This window comes from Alphaproteobacteria bacterium LSUCC0684 (assembly GCA_041228335.1).
Taxonomy (GTDB): domain Bacteria; phylum Pseudomonadota; class Alphaproteobacteria; order Puniceispirillales; family UBA1172.
In genome coordinates this window covers 352860-371059 of record CP166130.1, presented here as the reverse complement: position 1 = coordinate 371059, position 18200 = coordinate 352860, and the positions used below count along the sequence as shown (strand labels likewise).

12 protein-coding genes are annotated in these 18200 nt (G+C 58.2%); 4 read left to right on the top strand and 8 right to left on the bottom strand.

The annotated features are described in order from the left end of the window. The first annotated feature begins 20 nt into the window (after positions 1 to 20). Positions 21 to 1109 carry an NADPH:quinone reductase gene (locus AB8880_01750; protein ID XDZ66143.1) on the top strand — a complete coding sequence of 363 codons (1089 nt, stop codon included), beginning with the start codon at positions 21 to 23 and terminating at the stop codon, positions 1107 to 1109. Between the two features lie 11 nt (positions 1110 to 1120). Further along, positions 1121 to 1882 carry an SDR family oxidoreductase gene (locus tag AB8880_01745; protein XDZ66142.1) on the top strand — a complete coding sequence of 254 codons (762 nt, stop codon included), beginning with the start codon at positions 1121 to 1123 and terminating at the stop codon, positions 1880 to 1882. Positions 1883 to 1909: 27 nt separating this feature from the next. Here the strand turns inward: AB8880_01745 and AB8880_01740 are convergent, their stop codons facing one another. The 4 genes from AB8880_01740 to AB8880_01725 form a co-directional block, all read right to left on the bottom strand. Next, on the bottom strand, positions 1910 to 2776 hold the full coding sequence (locus AB8880_01740) for a dimethyl sulfoxide reductase anchor subunit family protein (protein XDZ66141.1): 867 nt from the start codon (positions 2774 to 2776) through the stop codon (positions 1910 to 1912). Positions 2777 to 2874: 98 nt separating this feature from the next. After that, positions 2875 to 3624 (bottom strand): 4Fe-4S dicluster domain-containing protein, encoded by a 750-nt coding sequence (locus AB8880_01735; protein ID XDZ66140.1) that lies wholly within the window; start codon positions 3622 to 3624, stop codon positions 2875 to 2877. Then, positions 3621 to 6464 (bottom strand): molybdopterin oxidoreductase family protein, encoded by a 2844-nt coding sequence (locus AB8880_01730; protein XDZ67090.1) that lies wholly within the window; start codon positions 6462 to 6464, stop codon positions 3621 to 3623. The genes AB8880_01735 and AB8880_01730 overlap by 4 nt, the downstream gene beginning before the upstream one ends. A gap of 498 nt (positions 6465 to 6962) precedes the next feature. Next, on the bottom strand, positions 6963 to 8285 hold the full coding sequence (locus tag AB8880_01725; GenBank protein XDZ66139.1) for an aspartate aminotransferase family protein: 1323 nt from the start codon (positions 8283 to 8285) through the stop codon (positions 6963 to 6965). Between the two features lie 177 nt (positions 8286 to 8462). Here AB8880_01725 and AB8880_01720 point away from each other — a divergent pair, with 177 nt between their 5' ends. Beyond that, complete coding sequence (locus AB8880_01720; protein ID XDZ66138.1) at positions 8463 to 9956, top strand: PLP-dependent aminotransferase family protein; 1494 nt, start codon at positions 8463 to 8465, stop codon at positions 9954 to 9956. Between the two features lie 135 nt (positions 9957 to 10091). Then, positions 10092 to 11018 (top strand): phosphate acyltransferase, encoded by a 927-nt coding sequence (locus AB8880_01715; protein XDZ66137.1) that lies wholly within the window; start codon positions 10092 to 10094, stop codon positions 11016 to 11018. Here the strand turns inward: AB8880_01715 and AB8880_01710 are convergent. From AB8880_01710 to AB8880_01695, 4 genes are read right to left on the bottom strand one after another with little or no spacing between them, the layout of a single operon-like run. Next, positions 11015 to 12565: a trimethylamine methyltransferase family protein gene (locus tag AB8880_01710; GenBank protein ID XDZ66136.1), complete on the bottom strand. Its 1551-nt coding sequence runs from the start codon at positions 12563 to 12565 to the stop codon at positions 11015 to 11017. The genes AB8880_01715 and AB8880_01710 overlap by 4 nt on opposite strands. A gap of 33 nt (positions 12566 to 12598) precedes the next feature. After that, positions 12599 to 15073: an FAD-dependent oxidoreductase gene (locus tag AB8880_01705; protein ID XDZ66135.1), complete on the bottom strand. Its 2475-nt coding sequence runs from the start codon at positions 15071 to 15073 to the stop codon at positions 12599 to 12601. A gap of 3 nt (positions 15074 to 15076) precedes the next feature. Next, positions 15077 to 17566, bottom strand: coding sequence for an FAD-dependent oxidoreductase (locus AB8880_01700; GenBank protein ID XDZ66134.1), 2490 nt, complete (start codon positions 17564 to 17566; stop codon positions 15077 to 15079). Positions 17567 to 17597: 31 nt separating this feature from the next. Further along, entirely contained in the window at positions 17598 to 18185 is a 588-nt protein-coding gene (locus tag AB8880_01695) for a helix-turn-helix domain-containing protein (GenBank protein XDZ66133.1), read from the bottom strand. Positions 18186 to 18200: the final 15 nt, after the last annotated feature.

The following is an 18200-nucleotide window of genomic DNA, read 5'->3' as shown; positions in this document are numbered from 1 at the left end:
TATGCGGGACCGGGTTTGTAATGGTTGATGTATTCAATCACGAAACAATCCTCTTGCGCAAGATCATCCTGGCGTGGTCTCATCATCTTTATTTCCGGCGTCTTGAAGTGAGGGTATCAATGAAAGCAGGTCTCTATCGTGAAAAGGGCGAGGCCCGTTCAGTTCTCCATATTGAAGACGTGGCCGTGCCCCAGATGGGAGCAGATGATGTATTGATCCGGATTCATACATCAGGCATCAACCCTTCGGACGTGAAAATGCGCGCAGGCCAGAGCCTTGGCGGCATGACCATGCCATATCCCGAGGTGATCCCCCATAGCGATGGTGCCGGGGTGATCGAAGCGGCTGGTGATGCGGTCAAGGGTCTTGCCGCAGGTGATCGCGTCTATGTCTTTAATGCCGGTTTCAAGCGTGCCTTTGGTACGGCCGCGGAAATGCTCGTCATTCCTGCCGAGCAGGTACGCCGCCTTCCCGATCGGGTTAGCTTTGCCCATGGGGCATGCCTTGGCATTCCAGCCATGACGGCGGTGCATGCTGTCACCCGGGCACCAGTGGTCGAAGGCAAACGAGTCCTTGTCAGTGGCGGTGGCGGCGTGGTCGGGCGTTACGCGATAGAGACAGCACGCGCGCTGGGTGCTGCAACCATCATCACCACTGCATCATCAGAATTGAGCAGGAGCACCGCCAAGAAGGCAGGGGCAGATCATGTTCTTGACTATCGGGAGGCAAACCTGACCGAAGCTATCCTCGATCTAAGCGGCGGGATAGATCACGCCATCGAGGCAGAGTTTGGCGTTAACGTCGCCATGCTCGGGCAGGTGATGGCCGTGAACGGCAGCATCGCCGCCTATGGATCAGCCCTGGAACGCACGCCAACCCTGCCCTTTTATGATTTCATGTTCAAGAACATTACCGTTCACATGCTCCTTGTTTATCTGCTGGACCGGCAAACACGCAACGCCGCCACCGACTGCATGGCCAAATTGCTCGAAGATGGCAGCCTGACCGAAAATATTGCCGCAACTTTCCCGCTTGATCAGATCGCTGAGGCCCATGAAATGGTTGAGGCGTCATCAAAGAGCGGCTCGGTTATCCTGTCACTTGCTTGAGGAGAAGCACGATGCGACATGTATTCATTACGGCTGGCGGGTCTGGCCTTGGTCTTGCCATGGCAAAGACCTTCATGGCGGATGGCGCAACGGTCGCCGTAACCGATATGGATGAAGCCGCCCTTGCCACGGCCAGTGCATCCCTGCCGGGCTTGCTTACCTATGAAGCCGATGCCTCGTGCGAAGAAGCCATGCGGGATGTCTATGCCGATCTTCGTTCACGTTGGGGGCGGCTCGATGTTGTCATGGCAAATGCCGGCATCGCCGGGCCGACCGCGGCGATTGAAGATGTCCGCCTTGAGGACTGGCGGCGATGTCTTGCCGTCAACCTTGATGGCGCCTTCCTTGCCACCAGCCTTGCCACTCCATGGATGAAAAGCCAGGCTGATGGCGTCATCACCCTGACGTCATCTACCGCAGGATTGTTCGGGTATCCTTACCGTTCACCTTACGCCGCGGCAAAATGGGGCATCATCGGCCTGACAAAGACTTTGGCCATGGAGCTCGGGCCACATAATATCCGGGTCAATGCCATCTGCCCTGGGTCTGTTGAAGGTGACCGGATGGACCGGGTCATCGCCAATGAAGCGAAAGCCAGAGGCATATCTGAAGAAGACCTGCGGCAGGGTTATGCGGACTGCGCCTCGCTTCGGCGATTTGTCACCGCGGAAGACGTGGCCAATATGGCACTTTTTCTGGCTTCGCCTGCCGCGCGCAACGTTTCCGGCATGGCGATGACGGTAGACGGGCATACGGAAAAAGTGACGCTCTGAAAAAAGCCAGCCGGACAAGGTCTCCATTCAATAGTAGAGGTTAACGACATGCTCGGCTTCGGCGAAAAAGAGCCAGCGTTCAACCATCAGCCCGATCACATGCCCGACAAGAAGCAGCACCATCAGCGGTATCACCTGGGCAGGCAAAAGAAGCGCTGCAAGCAAGCATGAAAACGGCAGCACAAAGCCGAGCATGACCATCAACCGGCGCAGTTTAGCGCTGTTGGCCCGGGCAACCTTGTATCCCATTTCCCGCATGACGAAATTTGCCTGTGTATGCGCGGGTTCAACCTGCCTGATCTTGACCGCATTCGGAAAACCCAGCGCCTGCTGAACCGTATAATCGTAAGGCGCTTCATCGATTTTCTTCCAGTAAAGGAGTTTCAGCATCAGCGCGATGGCACAAAGAAGCATGGCCAGTTTCATGACCTCACCGTTCGCTACGCCGCCAAGGGTAAGCAGAACCTGCAGGAGCAACGCTCCGCTAAGCAGGGAAAGCACGATATAGATCGGGGTGGTCAGCGGCTGATACCAGGCACGGATTGTTCTGAGGCTGGCGTAGATCATCCCGGTGCAATAGACCGTGATCAAGGCAAGAATTGCCGACGCAACCCCGAGCAATGGCCTGTATTCAACCGCGGCCTCAAAAACATAGCTAAGCCCCAGCAACCCCACCGGGATATAGGTCAAGAGCGCAAAGAGGCCTTCGCGCGAAAGCCAGGAGCTGCGCCATTGAGAGATGGCCCGCCATGCCCTTTCCGGATGGCCGAGATGTGTCATGGAGGAAAAAAGGCCGATGGTCACCAGCGCCATCGAAATCCCCAGAAGCACAAGCATGAAGGCTGAATTCACTTCCAGCAAGCCAAAGCTCTGGCCAAGGGCCGTCAGCAGCAAGAGCCCATATCCCAGACCGGATATGGTCGTGAAAATGATAACTGAATAAGCTGGATGCATTTCTATTCCCCAAGCATGGATATCTTATCAGGCCAGTTTCAGCCACTCAGCACTTTATCGGCCCAGGCAAAAAACTTCTCGCTCATGCTGCCATCGGTGCCATTGCCCACCTCTTCCAGGGCAACAGGCGGTGAGGTGACATGATCACGTTTTTTCCGGGGCGGCAGATATTTATTGACGGGTTTATACCCGAATTCCTCGAGCAGATTGAACCCGCCACGTTCGGCCACCAGCTTTGAGACATCGCTGTCGGCATCCCCGAGGTCACCGAAATGCCGCGCCCCGGTCGGGCAGGCCCGCACGCAGGCTGGCTGGCGATCTTCAGGGTCAAGGTTTTCATTGTAGATGCGATCAACACAAAGGGTGCATTTCTTCATCACGCCGTGGGACATGTCGTATTCACGCGCTCCATAAGGGCAGGCCCAGGAGCAGAGTTTGCAGCCGATACATGTATCCGGGTTGACAAGGACAATGCCATCTTCGGCGCGTTTATAACTTGCCCCGGTCGGGCAGACCGTCACGCAGTCCGGCTCTTCGCAATGCAGACATGAGCGCGGGAAATGAACCGTCCGGCTGGCCACCGCATCGGTGATTTCAAATCCATGGACACGGTTGAGCCAGGCGCCGGTCGGGTCCTTGCCATAGGGATCCAGATCTGTCAGCGGCGCCGAATAGCCCGACGTGTTCCATTCCTTGCAGCTTGTCACGCAACCCTGGCATCCGACGCATGTATCAAGATCGATGACCAGCCCCAGTTTTTTATCTGTTTTCTCGGGAAGCGTTGTCATTTCGCGCCCCCCTTCTGAAACTGAAGTCCATAGGCAAGTTCGGCTGGAATTTCGCCCGCGTGGCGAGATTCAAACGGCTCAAAATACGGCGCTGATGTGCCAGCTTCTTCCGGCAGAGCTTTGGTGATATTCACCCTGAGATCATACCATGCCGCCTGCCCTGTCACCGGATCGCTGTTGCTGAAACGGTATCCGCCTTCGCGTTCCGGCAGAAGTTCGGAGATCAGGTGGTTGAGCAGAAACGCCTGTTTCATTTCAGGGGCATCCTTATCAAGCCCCCAGGCCCCGCCACGTTTGCCAATGGCGTTCCATGTCCAGAGCGTATCCGGGTTGCATCCGTCCATCAGCGCAATCTGGCATTTGACGCGGCCGATATGACTGCTGATCCAGACCCAGTCATCATCGGCAAGGCCAAGAGCCTCACCCCGCTCCCGGTTCATGTAAAGACGGTTCACGTTGGTGATCTGCCTGAGCCAGGCATTCTGCGAGCCCCAGGAATGGTACATATGCATGGGGCGCTGGGTGATGGCATGGAAAGGATAGTCATCGATTTCTATCCGGGTTCCTTCAAAGGTCGGGTACCAGAAGGGGAGCGGATCAAAATAGGTCTTGATCCTTTCGCGATGGGTTTCAGGGGGAATGATATCGCCATGCCCTGCCGCAGCAAGACGGAATTTCTGCAATGTCTCGCTGTAGAGTTCAAAGACGATCTGATCTGTTGAACCGTTGAAACCTACGGATTTGGCCCAGTCCAGATATTCCTTGTTGGCGTGTTTGTAATAGCGCATACCGGCGGGCAGCTCATGGCTGTGAAAACATCCGTTTTCAATATAGCGCTGGAGCTGATCTGGATTGACCTCACCCACGCCATAGGATTTGCCATCCTTGCCGCGCCAGCCCGTGAGCGGCCCGATCCCCGGGCTGCGTTCATGATTGACAATGTAATCAGCATATCCGCCTGGATATTTCGCCGTTCCATCCTCGTTCGTCATGCCGGGCAGACCAAGCCGGTGGCCCAGATCAAGCAGCACTGTCTGGAACGGGCGGACATTGCGATTTGGTTCAACCACCGGCTGGCGGATGGCGTCATTCGCGGAATCCGGCTCCGAAATCGGACGGTCGAGCATGGAAATGCAGTCCCAGCGCTCAAGATAGGTTGTGTCAGGCAGAATAAGATCAGCGTAGGGAACCGTTTCCGAATAGAAGGCATCGGAATAGATGATCTTGGGGATCACGTATTCATCCCCGCCGGGCTTCATGGCGGTCAGGTGATCGAGGGTGCCGCCCACATTCATGGAGGAATTCCACCCCATATTCGCCATATACATGAAGAGAAGATCGATATCATACGGATCTTCCAGACCGGCATTGTTAATGACCATATGCATCAGCCCATGGGCGGAAACCGGTGCATCCCAGGAATACCCTTTGTCAATGCGCAAGGGCGCGCCTTTCCCGTCCACCAGCAGATCTTCCGGCCCAGTCACAAAGCCAAGGGGCGGGCCGGGCAGAGGCGTGTTTGGCTTGACCTGGCCTTCCTTGCCGGCAGGCCTGATGCCGGGCGGGATTGTTTTGGGGTAAGGCGGCTTGTAACGGAAGCCGCCGGGGCAGTCGATGGAACCTATCAGTATCTGCAGGAGATGGATGATGCGGCAGGTGTTGAAACCGTTGGAATGGGCCGAGATGCCGCGCATGGCATGGAAGGATACCGGCCGACCCGTCATCGTCTTGTGGTTGCGGCCAGCCCAGTCCGTCCATTCCTGCTTGATGGTGATTTCCCTGTCGAACGCAGCTTCGGCAATCTCCGCGGCAATGCGCTTGATCGTCTCGGCGGGAAGCCCGACATCGCCTGAGACATTTTCAGGGCTGTATTTCGGATCAAGGAAACGCTCGGTAATAAGGGACATCACCGGCACCACCATCTCGCCTGAAGGGGATTTGAACTCCCCGTGGAGGGCAGGTTTTATCTTGATATCCTGAGCGTCCCTGAAGGATTTGCTGTTCTTATCATAGGCCAGGGGTTTGTTATCACCATCACGCAGGATAAGCCCGTCATTGGCTTTGCCGGGGTTCCGGATCACCAGCCAGTGCACGTTGGTATAGCGCAGAAGATAGTCGATATCGATGCGGCCAGCTTTCATCAGCTCATGGATAAGCGCGGAGGCAAAAAGCCCGTCCGTTCCGGGGCGCAGGCCAAGCCATTCATCGGCGATGGCCCCATATCCGGTGCGGACGGGATTGACCGCAACCACCTTGGCGCCACGTTTTTTCAGCTTGCCCAGGGCTTTCTTGATGGGGTTGGATGAATGATCCTCGGCCACGCCCCAGAGCATGAAATATTCGGTCAGGTCCCAGTCAGGCTCACCAAATTCCCAGAACGACCCGCCAAAGGTATAGAGGCCCGCGGCAGCCATATTGACCGAACAGAAACCGCCATGGGCCGCAAAATTCGGGGTTCCGAACTGGCTCGCCCACCAGCCCGTCAGCGCCTGACTCTGGTCACGGCCGGTGAAGAATGCCAGTTTTCTCGGGTCTTTTGACCGCACCTCGCTCATCCAGGTGGTTGCAAGCCGGAGCGCCTCTTCCCATGAAATTTCCTCAAATTCGCCGGATCCCCGCGGGCCGACACGTTTGAGCGGCGCGGTCAGCCGTGCCGGCGAGACATGCTGCATGATCCCCGATGCACCCTTGCCGCAAAGCACCCCCTTGTTGACCGGGTGATCTCGGTTGCCTTCGATATACCTGACCTCACCATTCTTGAGGTAGACCTTGATCCCACAACGGCAGGCGCACATGTAACAGGTGGTGGTTTTGACGTCGTCGCCCGGATTTGTATTCAGTTCAACAAATGGCTGGTTGAGGTATTTCTTGTCTGGCGCTTGCAAATTCATCTCCCCTAACACGCAAATTCCGGCCCGAAGCCCCGGGCCTGAATTTATCGCAATGAACATCCGGCGGACAGGTTCCCACCCTGGCAATCCATTGTCTTGTCGCACCGTCCCCCATAAGGAAGGCCGGGCCGCGCGATTGATCCTAGCATGTCCACGGCGCGGATTGAAGACATCGTTTACCCCCGTTTTCGGGCTGAAACATCAACGAGATCCCTGCCATCGGGCGAAATGGGTTCGTTTCGGGAAAAATGCAATTCCGGGATGCCTTTGATGGATATTCACTTCGCTAAAACGTGAAATATTATTTATAATCAACGTTTTAGGTGATTTTCTTATATATTCCTGTTGTTGCTGATCAATGTAGCGGGCGGATGGAAAAGGCTGATCTGTTCCGCCAGCCTTTTCCGAATTACATGCCCTTGTGGATGGCGTATCCGATGCGCTGGACTAGGCGTTCAGTTGCTGGTCCAGTGTCTTGCGGAAGACATCAACAATCTCATCGATATGCTGGCGTTCGGCGATGAAGGCTGGCGCCACGATCCCGACATCGCCGGTGAACTTGACGTGCATTCCGTTCCAGAACATGTCTTTCTGCATCTGCTGGCCGCGGCTGCCCGGGACGCCGTTGCTCTTGACCTCAACCCCGGCCATCATGCCGATCCCCCGGAGATCCTGGACCATGGGATGATCTTTCAGGGTCCAGATCGCATCGAGGAAATAGTCGGACATCGCGTTGGCGCGTTCAAAAAGACCTTCGTCTTCGTAGATCTTCTGGGTTGCAATCCCCGCCGCGCAGGCAGCCGGATGCGCCGAATAGGTATAGCCATGGAAAAACTCAATGGCATTTTCAGGCGCGGCATTGGTCACGGTCTCGTAAATCTCATCCTTGACGGCGACGCCGCCCATGGGGATCGCGCCATTGGTCAGGGCCTTCGCCATGGTGGCAATATCCGGGGTGACGCCGAACTTATGGGCCGCAAACGGCGTGCCCATCCGGCCGAACCCGGTGATCACTTCATCAAAGATCAGCAGAATACCATGGGCATCACAGATCTTGCGCAGGCGATCAAGATAGCCCACCGGCGGCACCAGCGTTCCGGTGGACCCGGCCACCGGCTCAACAAATACCGCCGCAATCGTGCTGCCGCCATAGCTGTCGCAGATGCGCTGCAGATCATCGGCGAGATCGGCACCTGTTTCCGGCTGGCCGCGGACAAAGGACTGATCGGCGGTATAGGTGTGGCGGATCATCGAGATATTCGGCAGGGTAAGGTTGAAGGTCTCCCGGTTTTTCACCATCCCGGCAAGAGATACCCCGCCCATGTTGACGCCGTGATACGCACGCTCACGACTGACAAAACGTGTCCGCTGGCCATCACCACGCGCGCGGTGATAGGCAAGAGCGATCTTCATGGCCGTATCAACCGATTCCGACCCGGAATTGGTGAAGAAAACATGATTCATCGGCTCCGGCAGAAGGCGGGCGACACGTTCGGCCAGCTCGAAGGATCCGGGGTGGCCAAGCTGGAAATGCGGCGTGTAATCGTTCTCGCACATCTGCGCGTAAACAGCGTCGGCGATTTCCTTGCGCCCATGTCCGGCCGGGCAGCAGAACAGCCCCGATGAGCCGTCGATCAGCTTGCCTCCCTTGTAATCCCAGCAATACATGCCTTCGGATTTCACAACAAGTCTCGGGTTGGCCTTGAAATCACGGTTGCCGGAAAATGGCATCCAGTGTTCTTCGAGTGAATTTGTCTCAAACGGCGGCATAGCTGTCTCCCTCATCCCTACATGATGTTAGCATTTGATGTTAGCATATCATGGCGGGGTTCCATATCGGAACCCGGGCATGAATACATACCCTGCACCTTAAAATGCTAGCCACAAGATTGCCCATGTGATAGTACCAGATATGTCTTTATCTGGTACCAGAAGGAGATGCCAGTCATGATGCGCGGGATGCCCTCCTGGATGTTTGAGCTGGATCAGGCAAGCGGCACCACCAAACAGACACAGATCCGTGAATATTTTGTCAAGGCCATCCTCAATCGCGGCATGATGCCGGGGGATGCGCTGCCTTCAACGCGCCAGCTTTCCGAGCATCTCCATGTATCACGCAACACCGTCATTCTGGCGTATCAGGCGCTGACCGACAGCGGCTATATTGAACCGGTGAGCCGTTCCGGTTTCATCGTCAGTCAGGATGCCCCCGTCTCGCCCCTGCAGGAACAGGGAAATTCCAGCCAGACAACGGATCAGGTCACCTGGGCAGATAAATTCATCCATACACCCCGGCCGCTCAATATTGTCAGCAAGCCGCTCAACTGGCGTGAATACCGCTACCCGTTCACCTATGGGCAGGCGGATCTGCATCTCTTCAGCCATTCGGAATGGCGCGACTGCGCAAGACAGGCGCTCGGGATGCGGGATTTCGGCATCACCGCCGGTGATTTCGGCTTCAATGATGATCCCCTTCTGGTGGATTATATCTGCTCGCACAGCCTGCCGCGCCGCGGTATCCGGGTCAAACCCGAACAGATACTTGTCACCATGGGGGCGCAGAACGCGCTTTTTCTTCTTGCCCAGCTGCTTGTCGATGAGACCCGGCAGGTCGTGATTGAAGATCCGTTCTACCCGGATTTGAGGGAGCTGCTGAAAAAGAGAACGCCTCTTATCCGCCGTTTGCCCGTTGATGACGACGGTATCGTGATTGATGATGACGTGATTGCCGCCTCGGATATCGTCATCGTCACGCCCAGCCATCAATGCCCCACCACCGCCACCATGAGCCGGGAGCGGCGAAACCATCTGCTGAGCCTGGCCCAACGGCATGATGTGCTGATCATCGAAGATGACTACGAGTTTGAAATGAACTTCCTCCAGACGCCGTCGCCGGCGCTCAAATCACTGGATGAGAGCGGCCATGTGATCTATGTCGGCAGTTTTTCCAAATCTCTTTTTCCGGGGCTCAGGCTTGGCTATCTGGTGGCATCGGAGACGTTGATTGCCGAGGCCCGGGCCTTGCGTCACCTGATGCTGCGCCACCCGCCCGGCCAGACCCAGCGCACCGCCGCCTATTTCATGGCCCTTGGTCATTACGACGCGCAGATCCGGCGCTTGCGTCGGCATTTCGAAACCCGGCGGCAGATCCTGAAATCCGCCCTTGATCAGGCCCCGCTGCTCAAGGAAACCGGGTCACATTTCGGCGGCACCAGTTTCTGGGTCAGGGGGCCTTCCTGGCTCGATACGCGGAAACTTGCCGAACATGCGGCAAAGCAGGGCGTGCTCATCGAAGCGGGCGACACGTTTTTCGGTGAGGCCGACCCGCCACGAAACTACCTGAGGCTTGCCTATTCCTCGATCGGGGACAGCGAGATCAGGCCAGGCTTTGCGAAACTGGCCGAAAGCGTGGAGGCGATGAAAGCAGCAGACGGACGATGAATTCTGGCACCAGAAATGCCAGAATCTGGCGCTATGCCATGGCACCGGGCATTGGGCATGCTCAATCATGTCGATCTCCGTATTTGTACAGATCCGGCAAATACGGTACTGTAACGTCCAGAAGGGTTGGGGAGCATGTCATCATTTCTTTCAGATAGATCACCCGTCTGTCCGGATGACCTCCTCATCCGGGCGCGGCAGGCACGAGGTGCACCGATGCGGCTGGCGGTGGTCAGGGCCTCGGCGTCGCTGCCTATAGTCACCGCAAAGCAGGCCTATGAAGAGGGAATTGCAACACCTCTGCTGATCGGTGAAGCGGTGAAGATTCGCGCCGAAGCCGAGGCCATCGGCTGGTCGCTCGACAGCATTGAAATTCACGACTGCAAGGGTGAGCAGGGCGCCATCGATGTCGCCATCGCCCTCACCGGCGCCAACAAGGTCGATGCCTTGATGAAAGGGCATCTGCATTCGGATGTCTTCATGGGGGGCATTGTCGCCCGCGATGCCGGAATTCGCGCCGAAACCCGCATGGTTCATGTCTTTGCCATGTTTCCTGCCGATGGCGGCAAGCCCCTGCTGATCAGCGATGCGGCGGTCAATGTCACGCCGGATACGAAAACCCGCCAGCAAACGGTCAAGGTGCTGGCCCGCACAGCCATCGCGCTGGGGATTGAGACGCCGCGGATCGCCATCCTTTCCGCCACCGAAACACCCATCGCCTCCATCCCCTCCTCCCTTGAAGCGCGCGAGCTCTGCGACTGGGCGAGGGAAAACGTGCCGGACGCCATCGTCTCCGGGCCGCTTTCCTTCGATCTTGCCATCTCGCCGGACGCTGTCGCCATCAAGGGATTTGCCGGCGATGACGTGGCCGGAAAGGCCGATGCGGTGGTGGTGCCGGAAATCACCGCCGGCAATATTCTGTTCAAGGCCATGGTCTGGTTCAACGGATCCTGCGCCGCCGGGGTGGTGACCGGCGGGAAAGTCCCGATTATTCTGACAAGCCGCGCCGATCCGCCATCGTCACGGCTTGCCTCGATCGCACTTGCCGCGCTCTTGTCCTAGCGGGCAAGAAGGATCTGGTGATGCTGGCGAATCAGCGCATCCACCTCGGCCGGAATATGGCCGGGATGGAAGGTTTCAAGAATACTGTCCTTGCGCGCCGATGCCTGAGCCACGAGATCAGGCTTGCCGAGTTCTTCCCATTCCTTGGGTGAGGACCTGTCCGCCAGCTGGGGATAGACATATTCGGTCTGCATCACCCCGATGGTGGCATCATGGCCGAGGTAATGCCCGGGCCCGCCCATGCACACATCCTTCATCACCTGCAGGCTGAGCGTCTTCTCATTCACCTCGACCCCGCGCACGCAACGCATGCACTGGCCGAGCATGTCGTTATCGATCACCAGGCTTTCAAGGCAGAAGCCAAGGAGCGAGGCATGCATGCCGGCGCTTTCATAGACCATGTTGAGCCCGGCAAGGCCGGCCATGACGGCGGTGCTCCCTTTCTCGTAGCCCGACTGGGCATCGGGCATTTTCGAATCCGCCATGCCTGATGCGGCGCCGGAAGGCAGATCAAAATGATTGATCATCTGGGCGCAGGCGGCGGTCAGCAACCCCTGCTCGCCCGAGCCGCCGGACATCGCGCCGGTTCGGAGATCGGAGACAAAGGGCCAGGTGCCGCATATCGCCGGATGCCCGGGGACCATCGCGTTGACATAGACAAGACCGGCCAGCACCTCGGCAACCGCCTGGGCAACCGCGCCTGCAATCGAGGCCGGTGCCGTGGCCCCGGCCTGCCCGGCCGACAACAGCAATACCGGCATCCCGCCCTTTATCACTTCTTCCATGACAAGGCAGGATTCAGTCGCAAACCTTAGCGGCGGCACCACAAAACAGTTGGAGTTGGAAACGAAAGGACGGGCCCGCCAGCTTTCTTCGGACCCGGCAAGCTTATGAAGCATTTCAATGGCTTCGGGGACAAATTCAGCCTCGGTGAAGCTCACGCCGACATGTTTGCGGGTCCCGGCAACACAGGCGTAAAGCGTGTTGATATCAAGGTCTTTCGCATCGACGACGTCACGGGCAACCATGGGGCGCTGAAAGAAATGGATATTGTCCATGTTTTCAACAATCCGCGCCGCATCGTAGATATCCTTGAGCGTGCTTTCCCTGTAGGCGTTGCCGTGAACATCAACCACATGCACCGCCGCCCCGGCCGTGCCGAAATGAACTTTCGTGCCGGAGAGATGGAGATCAAACTTCTCCTCCTGGCCGTGAAGGGTGATGTTCCGCGCCGCCCTTGCGATCGTATCCTCGACAAGCGCCCGGGGGAAACGCACCCGGCCATCATCTCCGGCGATTGCGCCGGCTTCGGTCATGTAGCGAATGCCGGATTCCGGCGCCTGGGAAAGACCGATCTCTTCGAGAATCTGAAAGACCGTATCCTGGACCGCGTTGACGGCGGCGGCATCAAGCGGCCGGTAGGTTCCGCCCATCAGCCCCGGACGAACCGGACGCAAGGCATCGGCAAGTGGCGCCGCCCGCAGGCTTTTGCGCGCTTCACGCCCGCCTGCACGGCGGGATCTGGGAAGTATGTGTGTCTCTCTCATGGCAGCATCTCTCTTGCGTTGGATATTTCAGGGTCAGGATTTCATCCGTTCGGCGGTCGGGTCATACATGGGCTTGAGACTGACTTCGGCTGCAACCCTCTCTCCCGCCACGTCGATCATATAATCAGACGCAAGCTGGCTTTCGCCGTCTTCGCCATCACGGCAGGGAACATAACCCATGCCGATCGCGCCGCCGAGATGATGCCCGTAATTGCCCGATGTCAGGTAACCGACGATTTCGCCATCCCGTATCACCGCTTCGTTGTGATAGAGGAGCGGCACCGGATCCTTGAGGCGGAACTGCATCATCCGGGCCTTGAGCCCTTCGTCCTTCTTGCGCATGACGGCATCGCGGCCGATAAAGTCGCCAAACCGGCCGGATTGTTTGCCGATCCGGGCTGCGAATCCGAGACCCGCCTCAAGCACGTGATCTTCGCTTGAAATGTCATGGCCGAAATGCCGGAAGGCTTTTTCGATCCGGCAGGTGTCAAGCGTATGAAGGCCGCAAAGCTTCAAAGGATGATCTTCCGCCCGCCGCATCAGCGTATCAAAGACATGAACCGCCATGTCAGCGGATACATAAAGCTCCCATCCCAGCTCGCCCACATAGGAGACCCGGTGGGCCCGCGCCTTTGCGTAGCCGATCTCAATCTCCTGCATCGTTCCGAAAGGGAAATCCACGTTGTCGAGACGCTGCGGGATCATCGGCTGAAGGAAATCCCGGGCTTCCGGCCCCATCACCACCAGCACCGATTCCATCGCCGTCACATCCATGGCCATGCAGCTGGCGCCATCGGGAATGTGGCGGGTGATCCAGTTCAGATCCCGGCGGATTGTCGCCGCCGGGGTCACGACGATGAAGCGGTCCGGATCCAGCCTCGTGATGGTCACGTCGGCTTCGATGCCGCCATGGGCATTGAGGAACTGGGTATAGACGATGCGCCCCGGTTCGACGGCAACATCGTTGCCGGCAATACGTTGCAGCACCGCTTCGGCATCGGCGCCGACGACCATGATCTTGCCAAAGCTCGACAGATCGAAAAACCCGACCTTTTCCCGGACGGCTTTGTGTTCGGCGGCGTTATGCTCAAACCAGTTCTGCCGCTTCCAGCTGTATTCATAGGCAGGGGCCTTGCCTGCTGCCATCTGATCTTCGGGCAGGAACCAGTTGGCCCGCTCCCAGCCATTGACTTCACCAAAACAGGCGCCCTGATCTTCAAGGCGGTGGTGGATCGGCGAACGGCGGATATTGCGGCCTGTTTCAAACTGCCGATAGGGGAAGTGATCGGCGTAAAGAAGCCCGAGGGTTTCGCTCACCCGGTCATGAAGATAGCTGCGGTTGGTCTGGAACGGCTGCATCCGGCGGATATCGACATCCCATAGATCCATGGGGGCATTGCCCTTGTCCATCCATTCGGCCAGCACCATCCCGGCACCACCGGCGGACTGGATACCAACCGAATTGAACCCTGCCGCGACAAAGAAATTCCGCAACTCCGGCGCCTCGCCGAGAATATAGCGGTCATCGGGGGTGAAACTTTCCGGGCCGTTGAAAAATGTCTGGATACCTGCCTGCCCCAGAACCGGCAGCCGCATGACGGCTTTTTCAAGGATGGGCTCGAAATGGTCGAAATCTTCGGGCAGGCTGTCAAATTCAAAGTCTTCGGGGATGCCGTCCATCCCCCAGGGCTTGGAGTTCGGCTCAAACGCCCCGAGCATGATCTTGCCCGCATCTTCCTTGTAATAGGCGCATTCATCGGGCACGCGCAGAACCGGCAGGTTGGATTGCAGCCCGTCAATCCCTTCGGTCACAATATAGAAATGCTCGCAGGCATGTAGCGGCACGGCAACCCCGGCCATCGCCCCGATTTCACGCGCCCACATACCGCCGCAATTGACCACGAATTCAGACCGGATCGTGCCGCTTTCGGTTTCAACCCCAACGGCCTGCCCGTTTTCCTGCAGGATGCCCGTGACCTTCACCCCCTGAAGGATGGTCGCGCCGCGCATCCTGGCGCCCCTGGCCAGCGCCTGGGTGATGTTCACCGGATCCGCCTGGCCATCCTTCGGCAGCCAGACACCACCCACCGCATCCTCGACGTTGAGACCGGGATAAAGGCGGCTGATCTCGGCTGTATCGATCTCGGTGATCTCAACCCCGAAGGCCCGCGCCATGGCGGCGCTGCGGCGAAGCTCTTCCATCCGCTCATCGGTGAGCGCCACGGTGATCGAGCCATTGCGCTTGATGCCGGTGGCGACGCCGGTTTCGTCTTCAAGGCTGAAATATAGCTCCTGGGAGTATTTCGCCAGCCGGGTCATGTTCTGGGTCGCCCTGAGCTGGGCGATCAGCCCGGCCGCGTGCCAGGTTGTCCCGCAGGTCAGCTGTTTGCGCTCCAGCAGCACCACATCCGTCCAGCCAAGCTTGGTCAGGTGATAGGCAACCGAACAACCGACAACACCGCCACCGATGATGACGACCCTTGCATGGGTGGGTAATGACTCCGACATGATCTAGCCTTTCAGTTTCAAGTTCGCGGCATCATAGAGAACGCCATTTTCAACGAGGCGGGCTTTCCTCTCGCGGCCAAGCACATCAACAACCAGTTCCGGCGCCGCCCCCTGGAAAGCCGTTTCATCGACGACGCCATAGGCGATCGAGGCGCCTGTCCGATGGCCGTAACCGGCCGAAAGCACCAGACCGGCATCCTTGCCATCCGCCCGGATAACCGAAAGATAGACCGCCTCACCAAAAGGTTCACCATCGGCCGGATCCTCAAGGGTCAGCGTGACGAAGCGGCGTTTGACGCCGCGCTGCTCTTCGGTCTGCAGCGCCGTCTTGCCGATAAAGGCCTGCTTGCCGGTATTGACCCAGCGCCCGAGGCCGCTTTCAAGCATCGTGTAATCCGATGTCAGATCCGATTTCCAGGAACGGTAGCCTTTCTCAAGCCGCATCGAATCAAGGGCCAGCATGCCGAAACAGCCGAGATCATGCCCGGCCCCGGCTTCCCAGACCGCATCCCACGCAGCTTTCAGCTTTGCCATCTCGACATGGATTTCCCACCCCGCCTCACCGGCGAAGGAAACCCGGATGGCTGTTGCCGGAACGCCGCCTGCATCAATCTGCTGGTGGGTAAGCCAGGGGAAGGCCTGCTGGCCCATATCCGCGCCTGTCAGCGCTGACATGATGGCCGGTGCCTTCGGCCCGGTGACGAGAAGGGTGCCGAGATCACGGGTGATATCTTCAAGCCTGACCGATCCATCGGCGGGCAGATGCGCGTTGAGCCAGTCCCGATCATGCCAGTAGGCACCGGCGCCGGTGATCAGCCAGTATCTGTCTTCGGCAAAACAGGTTGCCGTCATTTCGGTCAGCACCTTGCCCTTTTCAGAGGCAAAATAGATCAGCCCGATCCGCCCGGGCTTCGGCAATCGGCCGGTGACAAGACCTTCAAGCCAATCCCTTGCGCCGCTCCCCGTCAGCTCAAAGCGGGAGAACCCGGTGAGGTCCAGCACCCCGGCATGTTCCGCCACATGACGGCATTCGGCCCCCACCGTATCAAACCAGGGCTGGCGGTCATAACTGTCCGCCATATGTTCGCTTTCGCCCTGACGGGGGAACCAGTCCGCCCGCTCCCAGCCGCCATAGGCCCCGAAAACCGCGCCCTTTTCCTTGAGGGTTTCATAAAGCGGCGAGGTCTTGGCCGGGCGGCCGGCCGGCCACTGGATCTGCGGGAAATGCATGGCGTATTCATGGGAATAGGTCTCAATGGCCTTGGCGATCGAATAGGCCCGGTCCACGTGATCGGTGAATCTGCGCGGATCGACGGCCCAACTGTCGGTTTCGGGCTCACCCTCGATGATCATTTCCGCCATCAGTTTGCCCGCGCCGCCGGCCTGAACGATGCCGAAGGTGAAGACGCAGCATTCAAACGCATTGGGCACGCCGGGCATGGGGCCGATCAGCGGCAGGCCATCCGGCGCGTAGGGGATGGGGCCGTTGACAACCCGGGTTATCCCGGCACTGCCAAGAATGGGAACACGCCTGCAGGCATCATCGATATACCATTCCAGCCGTTCGAGATCATCGTTCCAGAGCTGGAAGGAGAAATCATCGGGGCGCGGGTCATCGGCGGTGATCCAGTGTGCCTTGCAGTTTTTCTCATATGGGCCGAGCAGAAGACCATCTTTTTCCTGGCGCAGATAATAGGAGGAATCCGGATCACGCAGGAGCGGCAGTTTCCTGTCCCGCGCGGTCAGTTCGGGGATGCTTTCGGTCACGAGATACTGATGCGCCAGCGAGACACAAGGCACATCACGGCCGAACATCCTGCCGATTTCATCGGCGCGGTAACCGGCGGCATTGACCACATATTCGCATCGCACCTCCCCGATCGGTGTCCGGACAAGCCATTCGTCCTTGACGCGCTCAACACCTGTCACCGGGCAGAAGCGGATGATCTGGGCACCAAGATCACGCGCGCCCTTGGCCAGCGCCTGAGTCAGCTGGGCCGGGTCAATATCGCCATCAAGCGGATCCCACTGCCCGCCTTCGAGATCGTGAGTCTCAAGGAAGGGATAAATCTCCCGCATGTCGGCGTTCGACATTTCCTCGAATTCGATTCCCATCTGCCGGCCCATCCGCTCGACATGGCGGAATTCTTCCATGCGCTGGCGGCTGTGGGCAAGGCGAATTGCCCCCGTGACATGATAGTTCATCGGATAGTCCACCTCTGCACCAAGGCGGCGGTAGAGTTCGGTTGAATAGGACTGGATCTTCATGATCGTCCAGGAGCCGACATAGTTCGGGCAGTTCCCCGCCGCATGCCAGGTCGAGCCCGAGGTGAGTTCGTTCTTCTCAAGGAGAAGACAGTCGGTCCATCCCATCCTGGCCAGATGATACAGAACCGATGTCCCGACCGATCCACCGCCGATCACCACGACTCTTGCCGTCTTCGGCAGCGTGCCGGTGGCCTTGCTTGTCTGATCCTGCTGCTTGTCTGTCATGATGTCCTCTTTCGTCCAGAAATTTGTTCAATCAGTAGATTGGCGGCGCGATGACCCAGATCACCACGGCATCTTCGGTGCCGGTGTTCTTCCAGGACATGAGCTCACCCGAAAAACGGAAACTGTCACCGGGGTTCAGCGTGTAGCTCCGCTCCCCGACACTCAGCTCCAGATTCCCCGAAACGACATAGCCCGCCTCTTCGGTCGGTCTGGTGACCGGCGCCGTGATGGCCGAGCCGGGCGCAAAAACAGATCGCACCATTTCAAAAGACCCGCCAAGATCCGGCGACAGCAATTCCTCGGTCAGGCCCATGATGTCATCGGTGATCTTGCGGCGGTGGCCGGCGCGAACAATCGTGTGTGCCTCCCCCTCAACCGGGGAATGGGCGAAAAAGAAACTCAAGGGAAGGCCGAAAATTTCAGCGATCTGGCGGATATCGCTCAAGGAAGGCTCCGAAGTGCCGCGTTCCATCTGGCTCAACCAGCCAACCGATCGCTGAAGGCGGCCGGCAAGATCCGTCAGCGTCCAGCCGCGCCCCTGACGAAGCGCGCGTATGTCCTGCCCGATCTGACCTGATGACCGTTGCAATTGCAGATTTGCATCAAGGGAATCCAGCATGGATGATCCGCACAG